Here is a 19,072-nt window from a genome sequence, read left to right as displayed (position 1 = left end):
GGTCTCAGGCCTCCGCGGCCAGGCGCAGGCCCGTGAACTGCCAGCGCTTGTCCGGATGAAAGAAATTGCGATAGGTCAGCCGCGCATGCCCGGGCGGCGTCGCCAGCGAGCCTCCGCGCAGCACCATGGTGTTGATCATGAACTTGCCGTTGTACTCGCCCACCGCGCCCTCGGCGGTACGGAAGCCCGGATAGGGACGGTAGGCGCAGCCGGTCCATTCCCAGACGAAGCGGCCGGCATCCTCGATCTGGTCGCGACGGGCGGCGGTCTCCCACTCGGCCTCGGTCGGCAGGCGCTTGCCGGCCCAGCGGGCGAAGGCATCGGCCTCGTACCAGCTGACATGGCGGACCGGCGCACCGGGGTCGAGCGGCCGCAGGCCACCCGGGGTGAACAGCTGCCAGGGCGCGTCATCGGCCTCGCGCTGCCAGTATTCCGGGGTCTGCCAGCCGGCGGCCTGGGCCGCCGCCCAGCCCTCCGACATCCAGAGCAGCGGCTGGCGGTAGCCGCCATCGGCGATGAACTCCAGCCATTCGCGATTGGTCACCAGCCCCTCGGCGATGCGGAAGGGCGCGACGAGGGCGTCGTGGCAGGGCCGCTCATTGTCGAAGGCGAAGCCGGTCTGCAGCGCGCCGATGCGGGTGATGCCGCCTTCCAGCGGCTTCAGCAGGCGGCCGCCCAGCGCCGGCGGCTCCTGCCAGTCCGGCGCCAGGGCCGGCTTGGCCGGGTGGAAGGAGAAGGCATGCAGCAGGTCGGTGATCAGCAGCTCCTGGTGCTGCTGCTCGTGCTGCAGGCCGAGCTCGACCAGCTCGGCGACCTCAGGGGCCAGCCCGCCCGCCAGCAGCCGCGCCATGCCGGCATCGACATGGGCGCGGTAGTCGCCGACGGCGGCGGCGGAGGGCCGGGTCAGCAGCCCGCGATGCACGCGGGCATGCCGCGGCCCGGCCTGCTCGTAATAGGAGTTGAACAGATAGGCGAAGAGCGGGTCAAAGGGCTGGTAGCCCGGCAGATGCGGCACCAGCAGGAAGGTCTCGAAGAACCAGCTGGTATGGGCGCGGTGCCATTTGGTCGGGCTGGCATCGGGCATCGACTGCACGCATTGGTCCGCCTCGGTCAGCGGCGCGGCCAGCTGCTCGGTATGGCGGCGGATGGTGCCGTAGCGGTCGGCCAGCGTCGCCGCCTCGGCCGGGACCGGCGCCGATTGGGGTGCGCTATCCGCGCGCGGGACCAGCCTCAGCATGGGCGCATGCCCATTCGGCAGCCGCAGGCGCAGGGCGCCGGCGTCCGGTGGTGGCATGGCATGGCGGCCCCTTCCCAGTGACGTCTCACGCCCCCGCCAACGCGCGACCGGGGGCGAAAGTTTGCTCCGCTGACGCTGCACGGAAGCGTGCGGAATGGTCCGCCGCGGCGGGGTTTAAGCTCCGTGAAATGGCCGCGCCCGGACGCAACCTTGCCGGAATCGCAGCGTTGGCCCGGCAGACTTCCTCCCTGGCGGCGGGCTGCATCCCGTGGCGGCGTTCCCGTCGCGCTTTGTCTGGTGTCTCGCTCGCCGGCCCCCGCGACCAGCCTTGGGGGCCGCTCCCCGGAAAAAGGCGAAAAGGATCCGTCCCCCTTGCCCGATGTCGTTCTTCCGCAGGCCCTCTACCACCTGAACCCCCTGGCCGCCGGGCCACTGGACGCATGGCCGGCGCAGCTCGAGCGGATCGCCGGGCTGGGCTTCGACGCGATCTGCCTGGCGCCGCCCTTCGAGGGCGCGGCCGACGGGCCGCTGCTGCTGCGCGATCCCACCCGGCTGCATCCGGCGCTGGGCGGCGGCGAGGCTCTGGCCGGGCTGCGCCGCATCACCGGGGCAGCCCGCGACGCCGGCCTGGCCACCCTGCTGGACTGGGCGCCGCTGCGGCTGGCCGCCGATGCCGCGCCGCTGCGCCAGCACGGCGCCTGGCAGCAGGCGCAATCCGACCTGCCGCCCGACCCGCGCCGTCCGGCCGGGATGGAGGCCGCCGCCCGGCTGGCCAGCCCGCTGCCCGAGGGGCTGGGCCTCTGGTGGCAGGAGCGGCTGGACGAATGGGCGACGGCCGGGGTGGCAGGCTTCCGCTGCCTCGATCCCGGCGCCGCGCCGGCCGGCTTCCTGGCCCGCCGCATCGCCGCGCTGCGCGAGCGCCATCCTGGCCTGGTCTTCATCGGCTGGACGCCCGGCGCGCCGATCGACGGCCTGGCCGGCGCCGGCTTTGACCTGGTGGCCCCCTCGCTGCCCTGGTGGGACTTCTCGGCCGGCTGGTGGAGCGACGAGGTCGCCCGGCTGGCCGCCATCGCGCCGCTGGTGATGGCGCCGGAGGAGCCGTTCGGGGCACGGCTGGCGGCGCGCCATGCCGACCGCCGGCTGGCGCTGCGGGCGGCGCGGCGCGCGCTCGACTTCGCCGCGGCCACCGGCCGGGCCTGGCTGATGCCGATGGGCTTCGAATATGGCGACCCGCACCGCGCCGGCGGCGGCAGCGGACAGGCCGAGGCCTTCGCCGCCCTGGCGCAGGCGCCGCGGCTCGATCTCACGGCGGCGGTGCGCGCCGCCAATGCCGCGCGGGCGGGCGATGCCCTGCTGCGCAGCGCCGCGCCGCCGCGCCGGCTGTCCCCCCCCGGCGCGCCGCTGGCGCTGCTGCGCGAGGTGCCGGCCGGACGCCGCATGATCCTGGCCAATGCCTCGCTGGCGCGGCCGGTGCGGCTGTCCGCCGGCCAGGCGCTGGGGCTGCTCGACCGTCCGGGGGCCTTGCCGCCCGGCAGCCTGGATCAGGGGGGGCTGGTGCTGGCCCCCGGAGAGGTGCGTTGCATGACCCTTCAGGAAGCCCCGGGCGTGCAGGCGCCGCTGCCCGCCGAGGATGAGTCGGTGGCGGCCGCCACCGCCGCGCCGCGCATCGCCATCGAGGCGGTGAAGCCCGCCGTCGATGACGGCCGCTTCGCGGTGAAGCGCACGGTGGGCCAGGCCGTCGAGGTCAGCGCCGACATCTTCACCGACGGCCATGGCAAGCTGGCGGCGCAACTGCTCTGGCGGCCGGCCGACGAGGCCGAATGGCGCATCGAACCGATGGAGCATACCGTCAACGACATCTGGGTCGCGCATTTCCTGCCCGAGCGCGTCGGCCGGCATGTCTATGCCGTCGAGGCCTGGGTCGACCATTTCGAGGAATTCCGCGACGAGATCGGCAAGAAGCAGGCGGCCGGCGTGCCCGTCGCGCTGGAACGGCGCGAGGGGGTGGCGCATCTGGAAGCCGCCCTGCCCGCCCTGCCGGCGGATCGCCGCGCGGCGCTGCAGGCGGTGATCGACCGCCTGCCGGAGCTGGGCGACGCCGAGGCCGTGCAGCTCTTCCTCTCGGCGCCGCTGCGCCAGCTGATGCGCGAGGCCGATCCGAAGGCGCACCGGCTGCAGACGCGCGACTATCCGCTGGAGGCCGAGCGCCGCGCCGCCGGCTTCTCCGCCTGGTACGAGATCTTTCCGAGATCGCAGAGCGGCGACACACACCGCCACGGCACCTTCGACGATGTCATCGGCACGCTGCCGCGGGTGAAGGCGATGGGCTTCGACGTGCTCTACTTCCCGCCGATCCATCCGATCGGCAAGAAGAACCGCAAGGGCCGCAACAACACGCTGACACCCTCCGAGACCGATCCCGGCAGCCCCTATGCCATCGGCAGCGCCGAGGGCGGGCATGAGGCGCTGCATCCCGAGCTCGGCTCCTTCGAGGATTTCCGCCGGCTGATCGCCGCCGCCGCCGATCACGGGCTGGAGCTGGCGCTGGACTTCGCCATCCAGTGCTCGCCCGACCATCCCTGGCTGCGCGAGCATCCCGAATGGTTCAACTGGCGGCCGGATGGCAGCATCCGCTATGCCGAGAATCCGCCGAAGAAGTACGAGGACATCGTCAACGTCGAGTTCTATGCGCCGGGCGCCATTCCCTCGCTCTGGCTGGCGCTGCGTGATTCGGTGCTGTTCTGGGTGCGCCACGGCATCCGCCTGTTCCGCGTCGACAACCCGCACACCAAGCCGCTGCCCTTCTGGGAATGGATGATTGGCGAGGTGCGCGCCCACGCCCCCGACGCGGTCTTCCTCTCCGAGGCCTTCACCCGGCCGAAGGTGATGTACCGCCTGGCCAAGGTGGGCTTCTCGCAGAGCTACACCTACTTCACCTGGCGCAACGCCGCCTGGGAGATGCGCGACTACCTGGAGGAGCTGAACAAGGCCCCGGTCAGCGACTTCTTCCGCCCGCATTTCTTCGTCAACACGCCGGACATCAACCCGGTCTTCCTGCAGACCAGCGGCCGGCCTGGCCACCTGATCCGCGCGGGTCTCGCCGCCACCCTGTCGGGCCTCTGGGGCGTCTATAACGGCTTCGAGCTCTGCGAGGCGACGCCGCTGGCGCCGGGCAAGGAGGAATACCTGGACAGCGAGAAATACGAGATCCGCGTCTGGGACTATGACCGCCCGGGCAATATCGTCCCCGAGATCACCATGCTGAACCGCATCCGGCAGGAGAATCCAGCGCTGCACACCCATCTCGGCACCAGCTTCCTGCGCTCCAACCACGAGGGCATCCTGACCTTCGTCAAGCGCACGCCAGGCGGCGAGAACACCGTGCTGGTGGCCGTCAGCATGGACCCGAACCAGCCGCTGGAGACGCATTTCGAGCTGCCGCCGGGCGGGCCCTTCCGGGCCGAGGACCTGGTGGCCGGCGGCGAGCAGGTCTGGGAGGGCTCGCACCGCCATCTCCGCCTCGACCCGCACGCCCTGCCCTTCGCCATCTGGCGCCTGAGCGCCGCCGACAAGGCCTGACCGATCATGCCGCGTAAGATGAAGGCCGCCGAGGCCGCTGCCGTCCTGCCCACCGCCACCGCCGGCACCCATGCCGCGCTGCCCGAGTATCCGGCCGATCCGCTCTGGTACAAGGATGCGGTGATCTATCAGCTGCACATCAAGTCGTTCTTCGATTCGAACGATGATGGCGTGGGCGACCTGCCGGGACTGATCGCCAAGCTCGACTATATCGCGACGCTCGGCGTCGACGTGGTCTGGCTGCTGCCCTTCTACCCCTCGCCGCGCCGCGACGACGGCTATGACATCGCCGAGTACAAGGCGGTGCATCCGGAATACGGCACGCTGGCCGATATCCGCCGCTTCATCCAGGCGGCGCATGCCCGCGGCATCCGCGTGGTGACCGAGCTGGTGATCAACCACACCTCGGACCAGCACCCCTGGTTCCAGCGGGCGCGCAAGGCGAAGCCGGGCTCGGTGCATCGCGACTTCTACGTCTGGTCGGACACCGACAAGAAGTATGATGGCACCCGCATCATCTTCCTCGATACCGAGAAGTCGAACTGGACCTGGGACGCCGAGGCCGGCGCCTATTTCTGGCACCGCTTCTACAGCCACCAGCCGGACCTGAATTTCGACAATCCGCAGGTGCTGAAGGAGGTGCTCTCCGTCATGCGCTTCTGGCTGGATGCGGGCGTCGACGGGCTGCGGCTGGACGCCATTCCCTACCTGATCGAGCGCGACGGCACGAACAACGAGAACCTGCCCGAGACGCATGTCGTCCTGAAGAAGATCCGCGCCGCGCTGGATGCCCATGCCCCCGGCAAGATGCTGCTGGCCGAGGCCAATCAGTGGCCGGAGGACACCCAGCAGTATTTCGGCGATGGCGACGAATGCCACATGTCGTTCCACTTCCCGCTGATGCCGCGCATGTACATGGCGATGGCGCAGGAGGACCGCTTCCCGATCACCGACATCCTGCGGCAGACCCCGGAGATCCCGGAGAACTGCCAATGGGCCATCTTCCTGCGCAACCATGACGAGCTGACGCTGGAGATGGTGACTGACAAGGAGCGGGATTATCTCTGGAACACCTACGCCGCCGACAAGCGGGCGCGCATCAATCTCGGCATCCGCCGCCGCCTGGCGCCGCTGCTGGAGCATGACCGCCGCCGCATCGAGCTGATGAACTCCCTGCTGCTGTCGATGCCCGGCACGCCGGTGCTCTACTACGGCGACGAGATCGGCATGGGCGACAACATCCATCTCGGCGACCGCGACGGCGTGCGCACGCCGATGCAATGGTCGCCCGACCGCAATGGCGGCTTCTCCCGCGCCAACCCGGCCAGCCTGGTGCTGCCGGCGATCATGGACCCGGTCTATGGCTACCAGGCGGTCAATGTCGAGGCGCAGTCGGCCGACCCGCATTCGCTGCTGAACTGGACCCGGCGCATGCTGGCGGTGCGCAAGCGCCACCAGTCCTTCGGCCGCGGCAATTTCGGCTATCTCTACCCGGGCAACCGCAAGATCCTCGCCTATCTCCGCGAATACGAGGGCGAGACCATCCTCTGCGTCTGCAACCTGTCGCGCACGGCGCAGGCGGTGGAGCTGGACCTGGCACAGTTTGCCGGCCGCGTGCCGGTGGAACTGGTCGGCGGCTCGACCTTCCCGCCGATCGGCCAGCTGACCTATCTGCTGACCCTGCCGCCCTATGGCTTCTACTGGTTCCTCCTGGCAACCGAGGTCGCCATGCCCAGCTGGCACACGCCCGCCCCTGAAGCGATGTCCGAACTCTCCACCCTGGTGCTGCGCGGCGGCCTGGCCGATGTGCTGGCCGCGGCGCCGCGCCGGGTGATCGAGCATGACGCCCTGCCGCAATACCTCGCCAAGCGCCGCTGGTTCGCCGGCAAGGACGGCCCGCCGGCCGATCCGCACCTGGCCTTCGCCGAGGCGCTGGCCGACACCACCGTCGAGGTGCTGCTGGCCGAGGTCGAGGTGACGGAAGGCGATGGCCGCGCCCGCTACCTGCTGCCGCTCGGCATCGCCTGGGAGGATGAGGCGGGCAGCAGCGCCCTGCCGCAGCAGCTCGCCCTCGCCCGCGTCCGCCGCGGCCGCCGCGTCGGCGTGCTGACCGATGCCTTCGCCCTCGACGCGCTGCCCACCGGCGTGCTGAAGGGCCTGGCGGAAAGCGCGGTGATGCCGCTGTCGGAAGGCGAGATCCGCTTCCTGCCGACCTCGCAGTTCGACGCCGCCAGCATCCCGGCCGATGCGGAGATCCGCCGCCTCTCGGCCGAGCAGTCCAACTCCTCGCTGATCATCGGCGATCATGCGGTGCTGAAGCTGGTGCGCCGGGTCACCGAGGGCATCAGCCCCGAGACCGAGATGACCCGCCACCTGACCGAGCGCGGCTTCGGCCAGACGGCGCCGCTGCTGGGCGAGGTGGTGCGCATCGGCGCCGACGGCACGCCGCGCACCCTGGTCGTCGTCCAGGGCTTCGTGCGCAACCAGGGCGATGGCTGGGGCTGGACGACCGACTTCCTGCAGCGCACCGTCGGCGAGATGGCCGTCGCGGAATCCTCCGCCGAGGAGCAGAAGGACATCTTCGACGGCTATGCCGTCTTCGCCAGCGCGCTGGGCCAGCGGCTGGCCGAGATGCATGCCGTGCTGGCCGAGGCGAGCGACGACCCGGCCTTCAACCCCGAGCCGGCCACGGCGCGGGAGACCAAGGCCTGGGCCCGCGGCGCCCGCACGCAGCTCGAGGCGGCGCTGAAGGCGCTGTCGGCGCCGCGCGACTGGGCCAGCCAGGCCGATGCCGAGGCCGCCGCGCAGCTGCTGGCGCAGAAGGCGGCGCTCTCGGCCGCCATCGACCGCCTCGCGGCCGCCGGCGAGGGCGCGCTGCAGACCCGCATCCATGGCGATTTCCATCTCGGCCAGGTGCTGGTGGTGCAGGGCGATGCCTGCATCATCGACTTCGAGGGCGAGCCGGCCAAGTCGCTGGAGCAGCGCCGCGCCAAATCCTCGCCGATGCGCGACGTGGCGGGGCTGCTGCGCTCCTTCGACTACGCGGTGGCCAGCGCGCGCCCGGAGAGCGAGTCCAGCAGCGGCGAGGAGACCGGACGCCGCGGGGCCCTGCTGGAGGAGTTCCGCAGCCAGGCCGGCGCCGCCTTCCTTGGCGCCTACCGCGCCGTGCATGCCGAGACCCCGCGCCCCTGGGTGGCGGGCGAGGCCGAGGCGGCGCTGCTCGATCTCTTCCTGCTGGAGAAGGCGGCCTACGAGATCTGCTATGAGGCCGCCAACCGCCCCGGCTGGCTGCCGATTCCCCTGCACGGCCTGGCGCGGCTGAGCGCGACGATCCTGGGCTCCAGCCCTTCCAAGGAGTGACGAGGCATGGCCAATCCGAACCAGCCGGCCACCCCGCCGCCCCTGAAGCTGGCGCCGGCCACCCTGGCGCCGGAGGCGATGGCGGCCCTGGTCGAGGGCAGGCACGGCGATCCCTTCGCCCTGCTGGGCCCGCAGCAGGGGCCTGACGGCCAGGGCTGGCTGCGCGTGCTGCTGCCGGGCGCCAAGGCGGTCTCGGCCGTCGCTGGCGATGCCGTGGCGCCGCTGTCGCCAACCCATGCGGGCGGGCTGTTCGAGGGGCCACTGCCCGCCGGCACGCCCTACCGCCTGCGCATCGACTGGGGTGGCGCGGTGCAGGAGGCGGCGGACGCCTATGCCTTCGCCCCGCTGCTCGGCGAGCTCGACCTGCACCTGCTGGGCGAAGGCGCGCATCGCGATATCGGCCGCACGCTGGGCGCGCATCCGATGACCATCGACGGCATCAGTGGCACCCGCTTCGCCGTCTGGGCGCCGAATGCCCGCCGCGTCTCGGTGGTCGGCGACTTCAACGGCTGGGATGGCCGCCGCAACCCGATGCGGCTGCGCCACGGCCCCGGCATCTGGGAGATCTTCCTGCCCGATATCGGGCCGGGGACGATCTACAAATACGAGGTGCTGGACCCGAATGGCGCCATCCTGCCGCTGAAGGCCGATCCCTTCGCTTGGCAGGCGGAGGTCGCGCCGGCCACCGGCTCGATCGTCGCCGACACGGCCGGCTTCCGCCCGCCAGCGCCGCTGCCGGCCCGGTCAGGCCCGGCCGCCAGCCAGCCGATCTCGGTCTATGAGGTCCATGCCGGCTCCTGGATGCGCGGCGACGGCAACCGCGAGCTGTCCTGGGAAGAGCTCGGCGACCGGCTGATCCCCTATCTCACCGGCATGGGTTTCTCCCATGTCGAGTTCCTGCCGGTGATGGTGCACCCGTTTGGCGGTTCCTGGGGCTACCAGCCGCTCGGGCAATACGCGCCGCAGGCCGCGCTCGGCCCGCCGGAGCATTTCGCCCGGCTGGTGGAGCGGCTGCACGAGGCCGGCATCGGCGTCATCCTCGACTGGGTGCCGGCGCATTTCCCGACCGACAGCCATGGGCTGGCGCATTTCGACGGCACGGCGCTCTACGAGCATGCCGATCCGCGCGAGGGCTTCCACCAGGACTGGAACACGCTGATCTACAACCTCGGCCGTCGCGAGGTGCGCAACTTCCTGATCGGCAGCGCCCTGCACTGGCTGGAGACCTATGGCGTCGACGCGCTGCGGGTCGATGCCGTGGCCTCGATGCTCTACCGCGACTACAGCCGTAAGCACGGCGAATGGGTGCCCAACATCCATGGCGGCCGCGAGAACCTGGAGAGCATTTCCTTCCTCCAGGAGCTTTCGAGAATCATCGAGGAGCGCTGCCCCGGCAAGCTACTGATCGCCGAGGAAAGCACCGCCTTCCCCGGCGTCACCCGCCCGGCCTCCGAGGGCGGCCTCGGCTTCGACTTCAAGTGGAACATGGGGTGGATGCACGACACGCTCCACTACATGGAGATGGAGCCGGTCTATCGGCAGTACCATCATGACGGCATCGCCTTCGGCCTGGTCTATGCCTTCTCCGAGCGCTTCATGCTGCCGCTCAGCCATGACGAGGTGGTGCATGGCAAGGGCTCGCTGATCGGCAAGATGCCGGGCGACGAGTGGCAGAAATTCGCCAATCTGCGCGCCTATCTCAGCTTCATGTGGACTCATCCGGGCAAGAAGCTGCTGTTCATGGGCGGCGAGATCGCGCAAGCCCGCGAGTGGAACCACGACCGCTCGCTCGATTGGCACCTGCTGGACCAGGCGCCGCATGCCGGCATCCAGCGGCTGGTGCGCGACCTCAACCGGCTCTACCGCGACATCCCTGCCCTGCATGCCCTCGACTGCGAGGAGAGCGGCTTCCGCTGGGTGGTGCTCGACGACCGCCAGAACAGCGTTTTCGCTTTCCTGCGCCTGGGGCCGGAGGGCACCGCCCCGGCCCTGGTCGTCTGCAACATGACGCCCGTGCTGCGGCAGGGCTATCGCGTCGGCGTCCCGCTTGGCGGCCAGTGGAAGGAAATCTTCAACTCGGACGCGGCCATCTACGGTGGCGCCAACAACGGCAATGGCGGCATGGTGCATGCGACGGGCGCCGGCTCGCACGGGCTCGACGACTCGCTCGACCTGCAGCTGCCCGGCCTCGCCACCCTGGTGCTGACCCCGATGGAGGGCTGACTTGCCTTTGCTTCCCGACTGGCTGCTGCCGGGTCGGCCGGATCCGCTCGGCGCCAGCTGGGACGGGCTCGGCGTCAACTTCGCCGTCTTCTCGGCGCATGCCACCCAGGTGGATCTCTGCCTGTTCGACGCGGCCGGCCGGCGGGAAGTGGCCCGCCTGCCGCTGCCCGAATGCACCGACGAGGTGTTCCACGGCTACCTGCCCGAAGCGCGGCCGGGGCTGATCTACGGCTTCCGCGTGCACGGGCCCTACCAGCCCGAGCACGGCCACCGCTTCAACCCGCACAAGCTGCTGCTCGACCCCTATGGCAAGCAGCTGCACGGCAGCCTGCGCTGGTCGGACGCGCTCTACGGCCACCGCATCGGCACGCCGCGCGCCGATCTCAGCTTCGACCGCCGCGACAGCGCCGCCGCCATGCCGAAATCGGTGGTGGTGGACGACGCCTTCAACTGGGGCGACGACCGCCCGCCCTCCGTGCCCTGGGACCGCACGCTGATCTACGAGACGCATCTGCGCGGCCTGACCATCCGCCGCGACGACATCGCCCCGCGCGAGCGCGGCAGCTTCGCCGGCCTCGCCAGCCCGCCGGTGATCGAGCATCTGCAGCGTCTCGGCGTCACCGCGGTCGAGCTGCTGCCGGTGCAGGCGATCTGCCAGGACCGCTTCCTGGTGGAACGCAAGCTGCGCAACTACTGGGGCTATTCCACCCTCTCCTTCTTCGCCCCCGAGCCGGCCTATCTGGCGACCGGCGCGCTGGACGAGATCCGGGTGGCGATCCGCCGCCTGCATGCCGCCGGCATCGAGGTGATCCTCGACGTGGTCTACAACCACACCTGCGAGGGCGACGCGCTCGGCCCCACCCTCTCCTGGCGCGGCTTCGACAATGCCAGCTACTACCGCCTGGTGCCCGGCGAGGAGCGGCGGCACATCGACGAGACCGGCTGCGGCAACACCGTCAACCTCTCGCACCCCCGGGTGTTGCAGATGGTGATGGACAGCCTCCGCTACTGGGCCACCGCCTTCCGGGTCGATGGCTTCCGCTTCGACCTCGCCTCCACCCTGGGGCGGGAGGGGCATGGCTTCGACCCCGGTTCCGGTTTCTTCGACGCCATCCGCCAGGATCCCGTGCTGTCGCGCCTCAAGCTGATCGCCGAGCCCTGGGATATCGGCCCCGGCGGCTACCAGCTCGGCGCGCATCCGCCGGGCTTCTCCGAATGGAACGACCGCTACCGCGACGGGGTGCGGCGCTACTGGCGCGGCGACGACTTCATGCGTCCCGACCTGGCGGCGCGGCTGACCGCCTCGGGCGATCTGTTCGACCGGCGGCGGCGGCGCCCCTGGGCCAGCATCAACTTCCTGGCCGCGCATGACGGCTTCACCCTGCAGGACCTGGTGAGCTTCACCGAGCGCCACAACATGGCGAATGGCGAGGGCAACCGTGACGGCCATGGCGAGAATTTCTCCGCCAACTGGGGCGTCGAGGGGCCGACCGACGATCCGGCCATCCTGGAGACGCGCGCCCGGCTGAAGCGCGCGATGCTGCTGACCCTTTTCGCCAGCCACGGCACGCCGATGCTGCTGGGCGGCGACGAGTTCGGCCGCAGCCAGCGCGGCAACAACAACGCCTATTGCCAGGACAATTCGATCTCCTGGCTCGACTGGGACCTGGCCGCGACGCCCGAGGGCGAGGCGCTGACCCGCTTCACCGCCCGCGCCGCGATGCTGCGCCGGCGCCACCCGACGCTGCGCAGCGCCGTCTTCCTGCACGGCTTCACCGAGCCGCTGCCCGGCCTCCGCGACATCGGCTGGTTCGACGCGGCCGGCCAGCCGATGACGCCGGACGCCTGGAACGATCCCGCCGGCCGGGTGCTGCAGCTGCGCCGCGCCGGCGCCCGGGACGACACGCCCCGCCGCGGCACCGAGCCGCCGGCCGTCGAGGTGACCCTGCTGGTGCTGAATGCCGGCGACCAGCCCTGCGAGGTCACCCTGCCCGGCCCGGACCTGCCCTGGATCTCCCTGCTCGACAGCGACGCGCCGGACGCCCCGGAAGCGCCGCTCGACCACCCCACCATCACCGTTGCCGCCCGTGCCGCCCGGCTGCTCGCCGCCTGGCCGCTGCGGCAGGAGCAAGCCGCATGAGCGAGCACTACCAGTTCGGCGCCTGGCCGATCCCGGGCGGCCTCTGCCGCTTCCGCCTTTGGGCACCGGGCCAGCCGGAGGTCACCCTGCTGCGCCGCGACCAGCCGCCACTGCCGATGCAGCCATTGGCGGAAGGCTGGTGGCAGGTCGAGGCCGAGGCGCCGGCCGGCACGCGCTATCGCTTCGCCCTCGGCGACGGGCCGAATGTCCCCGACCCCGCCAGCCAGGGCCAGGATGGCGATGTCGATGGCTGGAGCGTGGTGCAGGATCACGGCGCCTATCGCTGGAAGCACAGCGACTGGCGCGCGCACCCCTGGCCGCAATCGGTGGTCTATGAGCTGCATGTCGGCGCGCTGGGCGGCTTCCGCGGCGTCATGGCGGAGCTGCCGCGGCTGGCGGCGCTCGGCGTCAACACCATCGAGCTGATGCCGGTCAACGACTTCGCCGGCAGCGCCAACTGGGGCTATGACGGCGTGCTGCCCTATGCGCCGGACGAGACCTACGGCACGCCCGACGAGCTGAAGGCGCTGGTCGACGCGGCGCATGGCCAGGGCATCGCGGTGATGCTGGACGTGGTCTACAACCATTTCGGCCCGGCCGGGAATTACTGGCACGCCATCACGGCGGACTTCTTCCGCAGCGACATCTCGACCCCCTGGGGCGACGCCATCGACTTCCGCCACGACGCGGTGCGCGACTTCTTCATCCAGAACGCCATCTTCTGGCTGTGCGAATACCGCTTCGACGGGCTGCGGCTCGACGCCGTCCACGCCATCACCAGCGAGACGTTTCTGACCGAGCTGTCCGAGCGGGTCCGCGCCGCCACCGCGGGCCGTCCGGTCTATCTGGTGCTGGAGAACGAGCGCAACGACGCCGCGCTGCTGGAGAAGAAATTCGAGGCGCAGTGGAACGACGATGCGCATCACTGCCTGCATGTCCTGCTGACCGGCGAGGAGGAGGCCTATTACGCCGACTACGCCGACGCCCCGGCTGAGCGGCTGGCGCGCGCCCTCGCCGAGGGCTTCGTCTACCAGGGCGAGGAATCGACGAATCTCGGCCATGCGCGTGGCACGCCGAGCGGGCATCTGCCGGCCTCGGCCTTCGTCAATTCGCTGCAGACCCATGACCAGGTCGGCAACCGCGCCTTCGGCGACCGCATCTTCACGCTGGCGCCGCCGGACAATGTCCGCGCCGCGCTGCTGGTGCTGCTGCTGACCCCGCCGGTGCCGATGCTGTTCATGGGCGACGAATACGCCGCCGAGCGTCCCTTCCTGTTCTTCACCGGCTTCGGCAGCCCTGAGCTGGCGACCGCCGTGCGCGAAGGGCGCCGCAAGGAATTCGCCCGCTTCGCCAGCTTCGCTGATCCCGAGCGGCGCGAGCGCATCCCCGATCCCAACGACCCGAAGACCTTCGCCGCCAGCAGCCCGCAGCCCGGCGACCGCGAGCACCCCGCCAATGCCGAGGCCGAGGCTTTCTGCCGGTTCCTGCTGGAGACGCGGCGCAGGAAGCTGGCGCGGCATCTGGCCGGTGCCCAGTCGCTCGGTGCCGCGGCGCTGGGCGAGCATGGGGTGCGGGCGCAATGGCGCCTGGCCGATGGCTCGGTGCTGAGCGTCGCCGCGCAGTTCGGGGAGGAATCCCTCCCCTGCCCGCATTTCCCCGGCGAGATGATCGCCGCCTCCACCCCCCATGCCGGGGAGGCCGCGCGCGGTGGCGAGCTGCCGCCCCGTTCCGCCCTCGCCTGGCTGCAGGAACCCGCCGGATGAACAGCGACACCGCCTTGCGCCGCCTGGCGCGTGCCGTCGGGCTGATGCTGGACTGGCACGACGCCACCGGCCAGCGGCGGGAGACCACGCCGGAGACGCTGCGCCACGTCCTCGGCGCGCTCGGCCTGCCGGTGGCCGACGATGCCCAGCTGCGCGACAGCATGGCGCAGTGGCGGCAGGCACACCGGGTGCAGCCGCCGCTGCTGACCGCCGATCCCGGCCTGCCGGTTGCCCTGCGGCTCGCCCCCGACCGCTACCGCCTGACCGCCGAGGACGGCACCAGCGTCGAGGGCCGCAGCCAGCCCGCCCCGGGCGGCGCCACCCTGCTGGCGCCGGCCCTGCCCGGCTACTACCAGCTGGAGACCGCCGGGCATCGGATCACCCTGGCCGTCGCGCCGGAGCATGGCCGGCGCCTGACGGATGCCTGCCCGGATGGCCGCGCCTGGGGCCTGGCGGTGCAGCTTTATTCGCTGCGCCGCACCGGCGATGGTGGCTTCGGCGACTACACCGCGCTGGCCGATTTCGCCGTCGGCGCCGCCGGCCAGGGGGCGGATGCCATCGCCCTCAGCCCGGTGCATGCCCAGTTCACCGCGGTGCCGACGCGCTTCAGCCCCTATGCGCCTTCCAGCCGGCTGCGGCTCGACGTCCGCCACGCCGATGCCGAGATGCTGCTGGGCGAGCTGACCCCCGCCTTCCCGCCGGCGCTGGCCGAGGAATGGAGCCGGCTGGAGGCGCTGAACCTGATCGACTGGCCGGCCGCCACCGCCGCTCGCCTGGCCCGCCTGCGGCAGATCTTCGAGGTGTTCCAGGCCCAGGCACCGGCCAGCCTGCGCGACGAGTTCGCCGCCTTCCGCGCCGAGGGCGGCGCCGCGCTGGAGCGCCATGCCCGCTTCGAGGCGCTGCAGGCCGTGCAGCTGGCGCGTGACCCGCAGGCCTTCCACTGGCGCGCCTGGGGCGCGGCGCTGCGCGACCCGGACAGCGCCGCCGTCGCCGATTTCGCTGGCCAGCACGCGGAAGAGGTCGACTGGCACGCCTTCCTGCAATGGCAGGCCGATCGCGGCCTGGCCGCGGCCCAGCACGCCGCCCGCGAGGCCGGCGCCCGCATCGGGCTGATCGCCGACCTGGCGATCGGCGTCGATGGCGGCGGCAGTGATGCCTGGTCGCGCCAGGACGAGTTCCTGCAGGGCGTCGAGGTCGGCGCGCCGCCCGACATCTTCAACCGCCGTGGCCAGGGCTGGGGCATCACCACCTATTCGCCGCACGGGCTACGCGCCAACGGCTTCGCCGCCTTCCGCGAGATGCTGGGCACCGCTTTCCGCAATGCCGGCGGCGTGCGGCTGGACCATGTGCTGGGCCTCCGCCGGCTCTGGCTGGTGCCGGAGGGCGCGAGCCCCGACCAGGGCTGCTACATCCGCTATCCGCTGCGCGACCTGCTGCGGCTGGTGGCCCTGGAATCCGCCCGCCACGGCGCCGTCGCCATCGGCGAGGATCTGGGCACCGTGCCCGAGGGCTTCCGCCCGCAGCTGGAGCGCGCCGGGATCGCCGGCATGCGCGTCATGTGGTTCGAGCAGACCGAGCCTCCCAAGGGCGAGCTGGCCGACTTCATCCCGCCGCAGCGCTGGAGCGCCGGCGCGGTCGCCATGACCTCGACCCATGACCTGCCGACCGTCGCCGGCTGGTGGGAGGGGCGCGACCTGGCCTGGCGCGAGGAGCTCGGCCACACCATCCCCGGCCTGGCGGAGACGCGCGCCGCCGAGCGGCCGCTGCTCTGGGATGCCTTCTGCCGGTCGGGCGTCGCCGAGGGGCCGGTACCGGGCCCGGAGGAGGCCGCGCGCGTCGCCGATGCGGCCGCCGCGCATATCGGCCGGGCCCGCTGCGCGCTGGCGCTGCTGCCGCTGGAGGATGCCGTCGCCGCCGTCGAGCAACCCAACCTGCCCGGCACCGTTGAGGAACATCCCAACTGGCGCCGACGCCTCGCCCCTCCGGTCGAGCGGATGTTCCAGGATCCCGCGATCGAACAGCGTCTGCGCGGGTTGGCGCGGGCGCGGAGAGCCCCCTGATGTCCCTGGCGCGCCTCGCCGCTGCTCCCGTCGCCGAAACCCGCCCCCGGGCGACCTACCGCCTGCAGTTCCATGCCGGCTTCACGCTCGATGACGCGGTGCCGCTGGTGCCCTATCTGGCGCGGCTCGGGGTGAGCCATCTCTACGCCTCGCCGCTGCTGCCGGCGGCGCCCGGCTCGACGCATGGCTATGACAATACCGGCCATGACGCGATCAATCCGGCGCTGGGCGGCGAGCCGGCGCTGCGCCGTCTGGTCGCCGCGCTGCGCCAGCACGGGCTCGGGCTGCTGCTCGACATCGTGCCCAACCACATGGGCGTCGACGGCCCGCACAACCCCTACTGGCAGGATGTCTTTGCCAAGGGCCGCGACAGCCAATACGCCGACTTCTTCGACATCGACTGGGACAGCCCTGACCCCCTGCTGAACGGCAAGATCCTGGCGCCCTTCCTTGGCCGCCCCTATGGCGAGGCGCTGGCCGAGGGCGAGCTCTCTTTGGTCGCCGAGGGCCCGACCGGCCTGTCCGTCGCCTATTTCGACAACCGCTTCCCCGTCCGCCAGGGCGATGCCGACCACATCCTTGGCGAGCGCGGCGCGCTGGAGGCGCATGACCCGAAGAGCCTGACCGGCACCGCCCGCCTGCATGGCCTGCTGGAGCGCCAGCACTACCGCCTCGCCTGGTGGCGCACGGCAACCGACGAGATCAACTGGCGCCGCTTCTTCGACGTCACCGGCCTCGCCGGCCTGCGCGCCGAGGACCCGAAGGTCTTCGACGCCAGCCACGCCTTCCTGCTGCGCCTCTATGCCGAGGGGCTGATCGACGGGCTGCGCATCGACCATGTCGATGGCCTGGCCGATCCGGCCGGCTATTGCCGCAAGCTGCGCCGCCGCATGGCCGCCGTGGCGCATCATCGCCCGGCCGGGGCCCCGGCCGGCGAGCCCTATGTCGTCGTCGAGAAGATCCTGGCCGCCGGCGAGGCGATGCCGGCGCGCTGGACCACCGACGGTACCACCGGCTACGACTTCATGGACCAGGTCGGAGCGCTGCTGCACGACCCGGCCGGCGAGGCGCCGCTCTCCGCCCTGTGGCGCGAGGTGACCGGCAGCGAGCGTGACTTCCACGCGGAAGAGCTCGCCGCCCGCAAGCAGATCCTGCGCGACAACCTGGCCGCCGAGCTGGACGCCGCCGCCCGCGCGCTGCACCGGCTGGCGCGTGGCCATCTCCGCTCGCGCGACTTCTCCTTCAATGCCCTCCGCCGCGTGCTGGCGCAGTTGCTGCTGCACATGCCGGTCTACCGGGTCTATGTCCGCACCGGCGAGCCGTCGCAGCAGGACCAGCGCATCCTGGCCGAGGCCGCCGGCGCCGCGCGTGCCCAGCTCCACCCGACCGACCATGCCGTGCTGTCGCATCTGCTGTTCTGGCTGGCCGAGGACCGCCCGCGCAACCACCCCGCCGGTGCCGCCCGCCGCGACCTGCTGGCCGCCCGCCAGCGCTTCCAGCAGCTCTCCTCCCCCACCGCCGCCAAGTCGGTCGAGGACACCGCCTTCTATCGCTACGGCCGGCTGCTGTCGCGCAACGAGGTCGGCTCCAACCCGGGCCTCTTCTCGCTGTCGCCGGACGGCTTCCACCAGCTTTCCGCTGCCCGCGGCCAGGATTTCCCGGACGCGCTGCTGGCCACCGCGACACATGACCACAAGCGCGGCGAGGATCTGCGCATGCGGCTCGCCGCGCTGTCGGAAATGCCGGATGACTGGGCGGCGGCGCTGCGCGGCTTCCTGGCGGCGAGCCAGCCGCTGGTGCAGCAGCTGCCCGATGGCCCGGCGCCGCAGCCCGCCGATGCCGCCATGCTGTTCCAGATGATCCTCGCCAGTTGGCCGGTCGGGCTCGACGTTGCCGACCGCGCCGCGGTCGAAGCCTGGACCGAGCGCCTGCAGGGCTGGCAGCAGAAGGCGATCCGCGAGGCCAAGCGCCGCTCCGGCTGGGCCATGCCGGACGAGGCTTACGAGGGCGCCGCGCAGGATTTCCTGCGCGCGGTGCTCGATCCGGCGCGCCATCCCGAGCTGGCGCGCGGCCTGCAGGATTTCGCCGCCCGCCTCGCCGCCCCCGGCGCGCTGAAGAGCCTGGCGCAGACCACGCTGCGGCTGACCGTGCCCGGCGCCCCCGATCTCTACCAGGGCACCGAGTTCTGGGATCTTTCGCTGGTCGATCCGGACAACCGGCGGCCGGTGGATTACGACGCCCGCCGCGCGGCGCTGGAGGCCGCCCGCAGCCCGGAGGATCTGCTCGCGGGCTGGCAGGATGGCGCCATCAAGCAGCGGCTGATCGCCACCCTGCTCGCGGCGCGGGCGGCGCATCCGGCGCTGTTCCGCGACGGCAGCCACGAGCCGCTGCAGGCCCCCGCCGGGACGCTGGCCTTCCTGCGCCGCCATGGCGGCCAGGCGCTGCTGGTCGCCGTGCCGATCCGCGGCCTGCCGGGCGGTGCGACCACCCTGCCGGGCGCGGCGGCCTGGGGCGAGGCCAGCCTGCCGCTGCCGACCGATCTGGCCGCCACCGCCTGGCGCGACCTGGTCTCCGGCGAAGCGGTCGCCGCCGGCCCGGCGCTGCGGCTGGCGGAGGGGGCCTGGCCGCTGCGCATCCTGCTGGCAAGCTGAGGCGGCGCCGGGATTATCTTGCGAGTCCTTCTCAATTGGCCTAGGCATCGGGGCGCCGG

General features: G+C 71.7%; 8 protein-coding genes. 7 read left to right on the top strand and 1 reads right to left on the bottom strand.

The window, feature by feature from the left end:
* Positions 1–4: 4 nt before the first annotated feature.
* Positions 5–1,237: an ergothioneine biosynthesis protein EgtB gene (gene egtB, locus WFI16_RS05125; protein ID WP_419896710.1), complete on the bottom strand. Its 1,233-nt coding sequence runs from the start codon at positions 1,235–1,237 to the stop codon at positions 5–7.
* A gap of 372 nt (positions 1,238–1,609) precedes the next feature.
* Here egtB and WFI16_RS05120 point away from each other — a divergent pair, with 372 nt between their 5' ends.
* From WFI16_RS05120 to treY, 7 genes are read left to right on the top strand one after another with little or no spacing between them, the layout of a single operon-like run.
* Positions 1,610–4,816, top strand: coding sequence for a maltotransferase domain-containing protein (locus tag WFI16_RS05120; protein ID WP_419896709.1), 3,207 nt, complete (start codon positions 1,610–1,612; stop codon positions 4,814–4,816).
* 6 nt (positions 4,817–4,822) lie between these two features.
* Complete coding sequence (gene treS, locus WFI16_RS05115; protein ID WP_419896708.1) at positions 4,823–8,176, top strand: maltose alpha-D-glucosyltransferase; 3,354 nt, start codon at positions 4,823–4,825, stop codon at positions 8,174–8,176.
* A 6-nt stretch (positions 8,177–8,182) separates the two neighbouring features.
* Positions 8,183–10,399: a 1,4-alpha-glucan branching protein GlgB gene (gene glgB / locus WFI16_RS05110; RefSeq protein WP_442970635.1), complete on the top strand. Its 2,217-nt coding sequence runs from the start codon at positions 8,183–8,185 to the stop codon at positions 10,397–10,399.
* A 1-nt stretch (position 10,400) separates the two neighbouring features.
* Positions 10,401–12,539, top strand: coding sequence for a glycogen debranching protein GlgX (glgX, locus tag WFI16_RS05105; RefSeq protein ID WP_419896707.1), 2,139 nt, complete (start codon positions 10,401–10,403; stop codon positions 12,537–12,539).
* Positions 12,536–14,302: a malto-oligosyltrehalose trehalohydrolase gene (treZ, locus tag WFI16_RS05100; RefSeq protein WP_419896706.1), complete on the top strand. Its 1,767-nt coding sequence runs from the start codon at positions 12,536–12,538 to the stop codon at positions 14,300–14,302. Before glgX ends, treZ begins: the two co-directional genes overlap by 4 nt.
* Positions 14,299–16,362 (top strand): 4-alpha-glucanotransferase, encoded by a 2,064-nt coding sequence (gene malQ / locus WFI16_RS05095; RefSeq protein WP_419896705.1) that lies wholly within the window; start codon positions 14,299–14,301, stop codon positions 16,360–16,362. Before treZ ends, malQ begins: the two co-directional genes overlap by 4 nt.
* Positions 16,362–19,013: a malto-oligosyltrehalose synthase gene (treY, locus tag WFI16_RS05090; RefSeq protein WP_419896704.1), complete on the top strand. Its 2,652-nt coding sequence runs from the start codon at positions 16,362–16,364 to the stop codon at positions 19,011–19,013. The genes malQ and treY overlap by 1 nt, the downstream gene beginning before the upstream one ends.
* Positions 19,014–19,072: the final 59 nt, after the last annotated feature.

Origin of the sequence: Roseomonas sp. USHLN139 (genome assembly GCF_037145735.1) — a bacterium.
Classification (GTDB): Bacteria; Pseudomonadota; Alphaproteobacteria; order Acetobacterales; family Acetobacteraceae; genus Pseudoroseomonas.
Note: the sequence above shows the minus strand (reverse complement) of the source record. Positions and strands in the feature narration are given on the sequence as shown.

Bases quoted from the DNA above. Each gene is read 5' to 3' on its own strand.
- glgB (WP_442970635.1), top strand. From the start codon at position 8,183: ATGGCCAATCCGAACCAGCCGGCCACCCCGCCGCCCCTGAAGCTGGCG.
- treZ (WP_419896706.1), top strand. From the start codon at position 12,536: ATGAGCGAGCACTACCAGTTCGGCGCCTGGCCGATCCCGGGCGGCCTC.
- malQ (WP_419896705.1), top strand. From the start codon at position 14,299: ATGAACAGCGACACCGCCTTGCGCCGCCTGGCGCGTGCCGTCGGGCTG.
- treS (WP_419896708.1), top strand. From the start codon at position 4,823: ATGCCGCGTAAGATGAAGGCCGCCGAGGCCGCTGCCGTCCTGCCCACC.
- treY (WP_419896704.1), top strand. From the start codon at position 16,362: ATGTCCCTGGCGCGCCTCGCCGCTGCTCCCGTCGCCGAAACCCGCCCC.
- egtB (WP_419896710.1), bottom strand. From the start codon at position 1,237: ATGCTGAGGCTGGTCCCGCGCGCGGATAGCGCACCCCAATCGGCGCCG.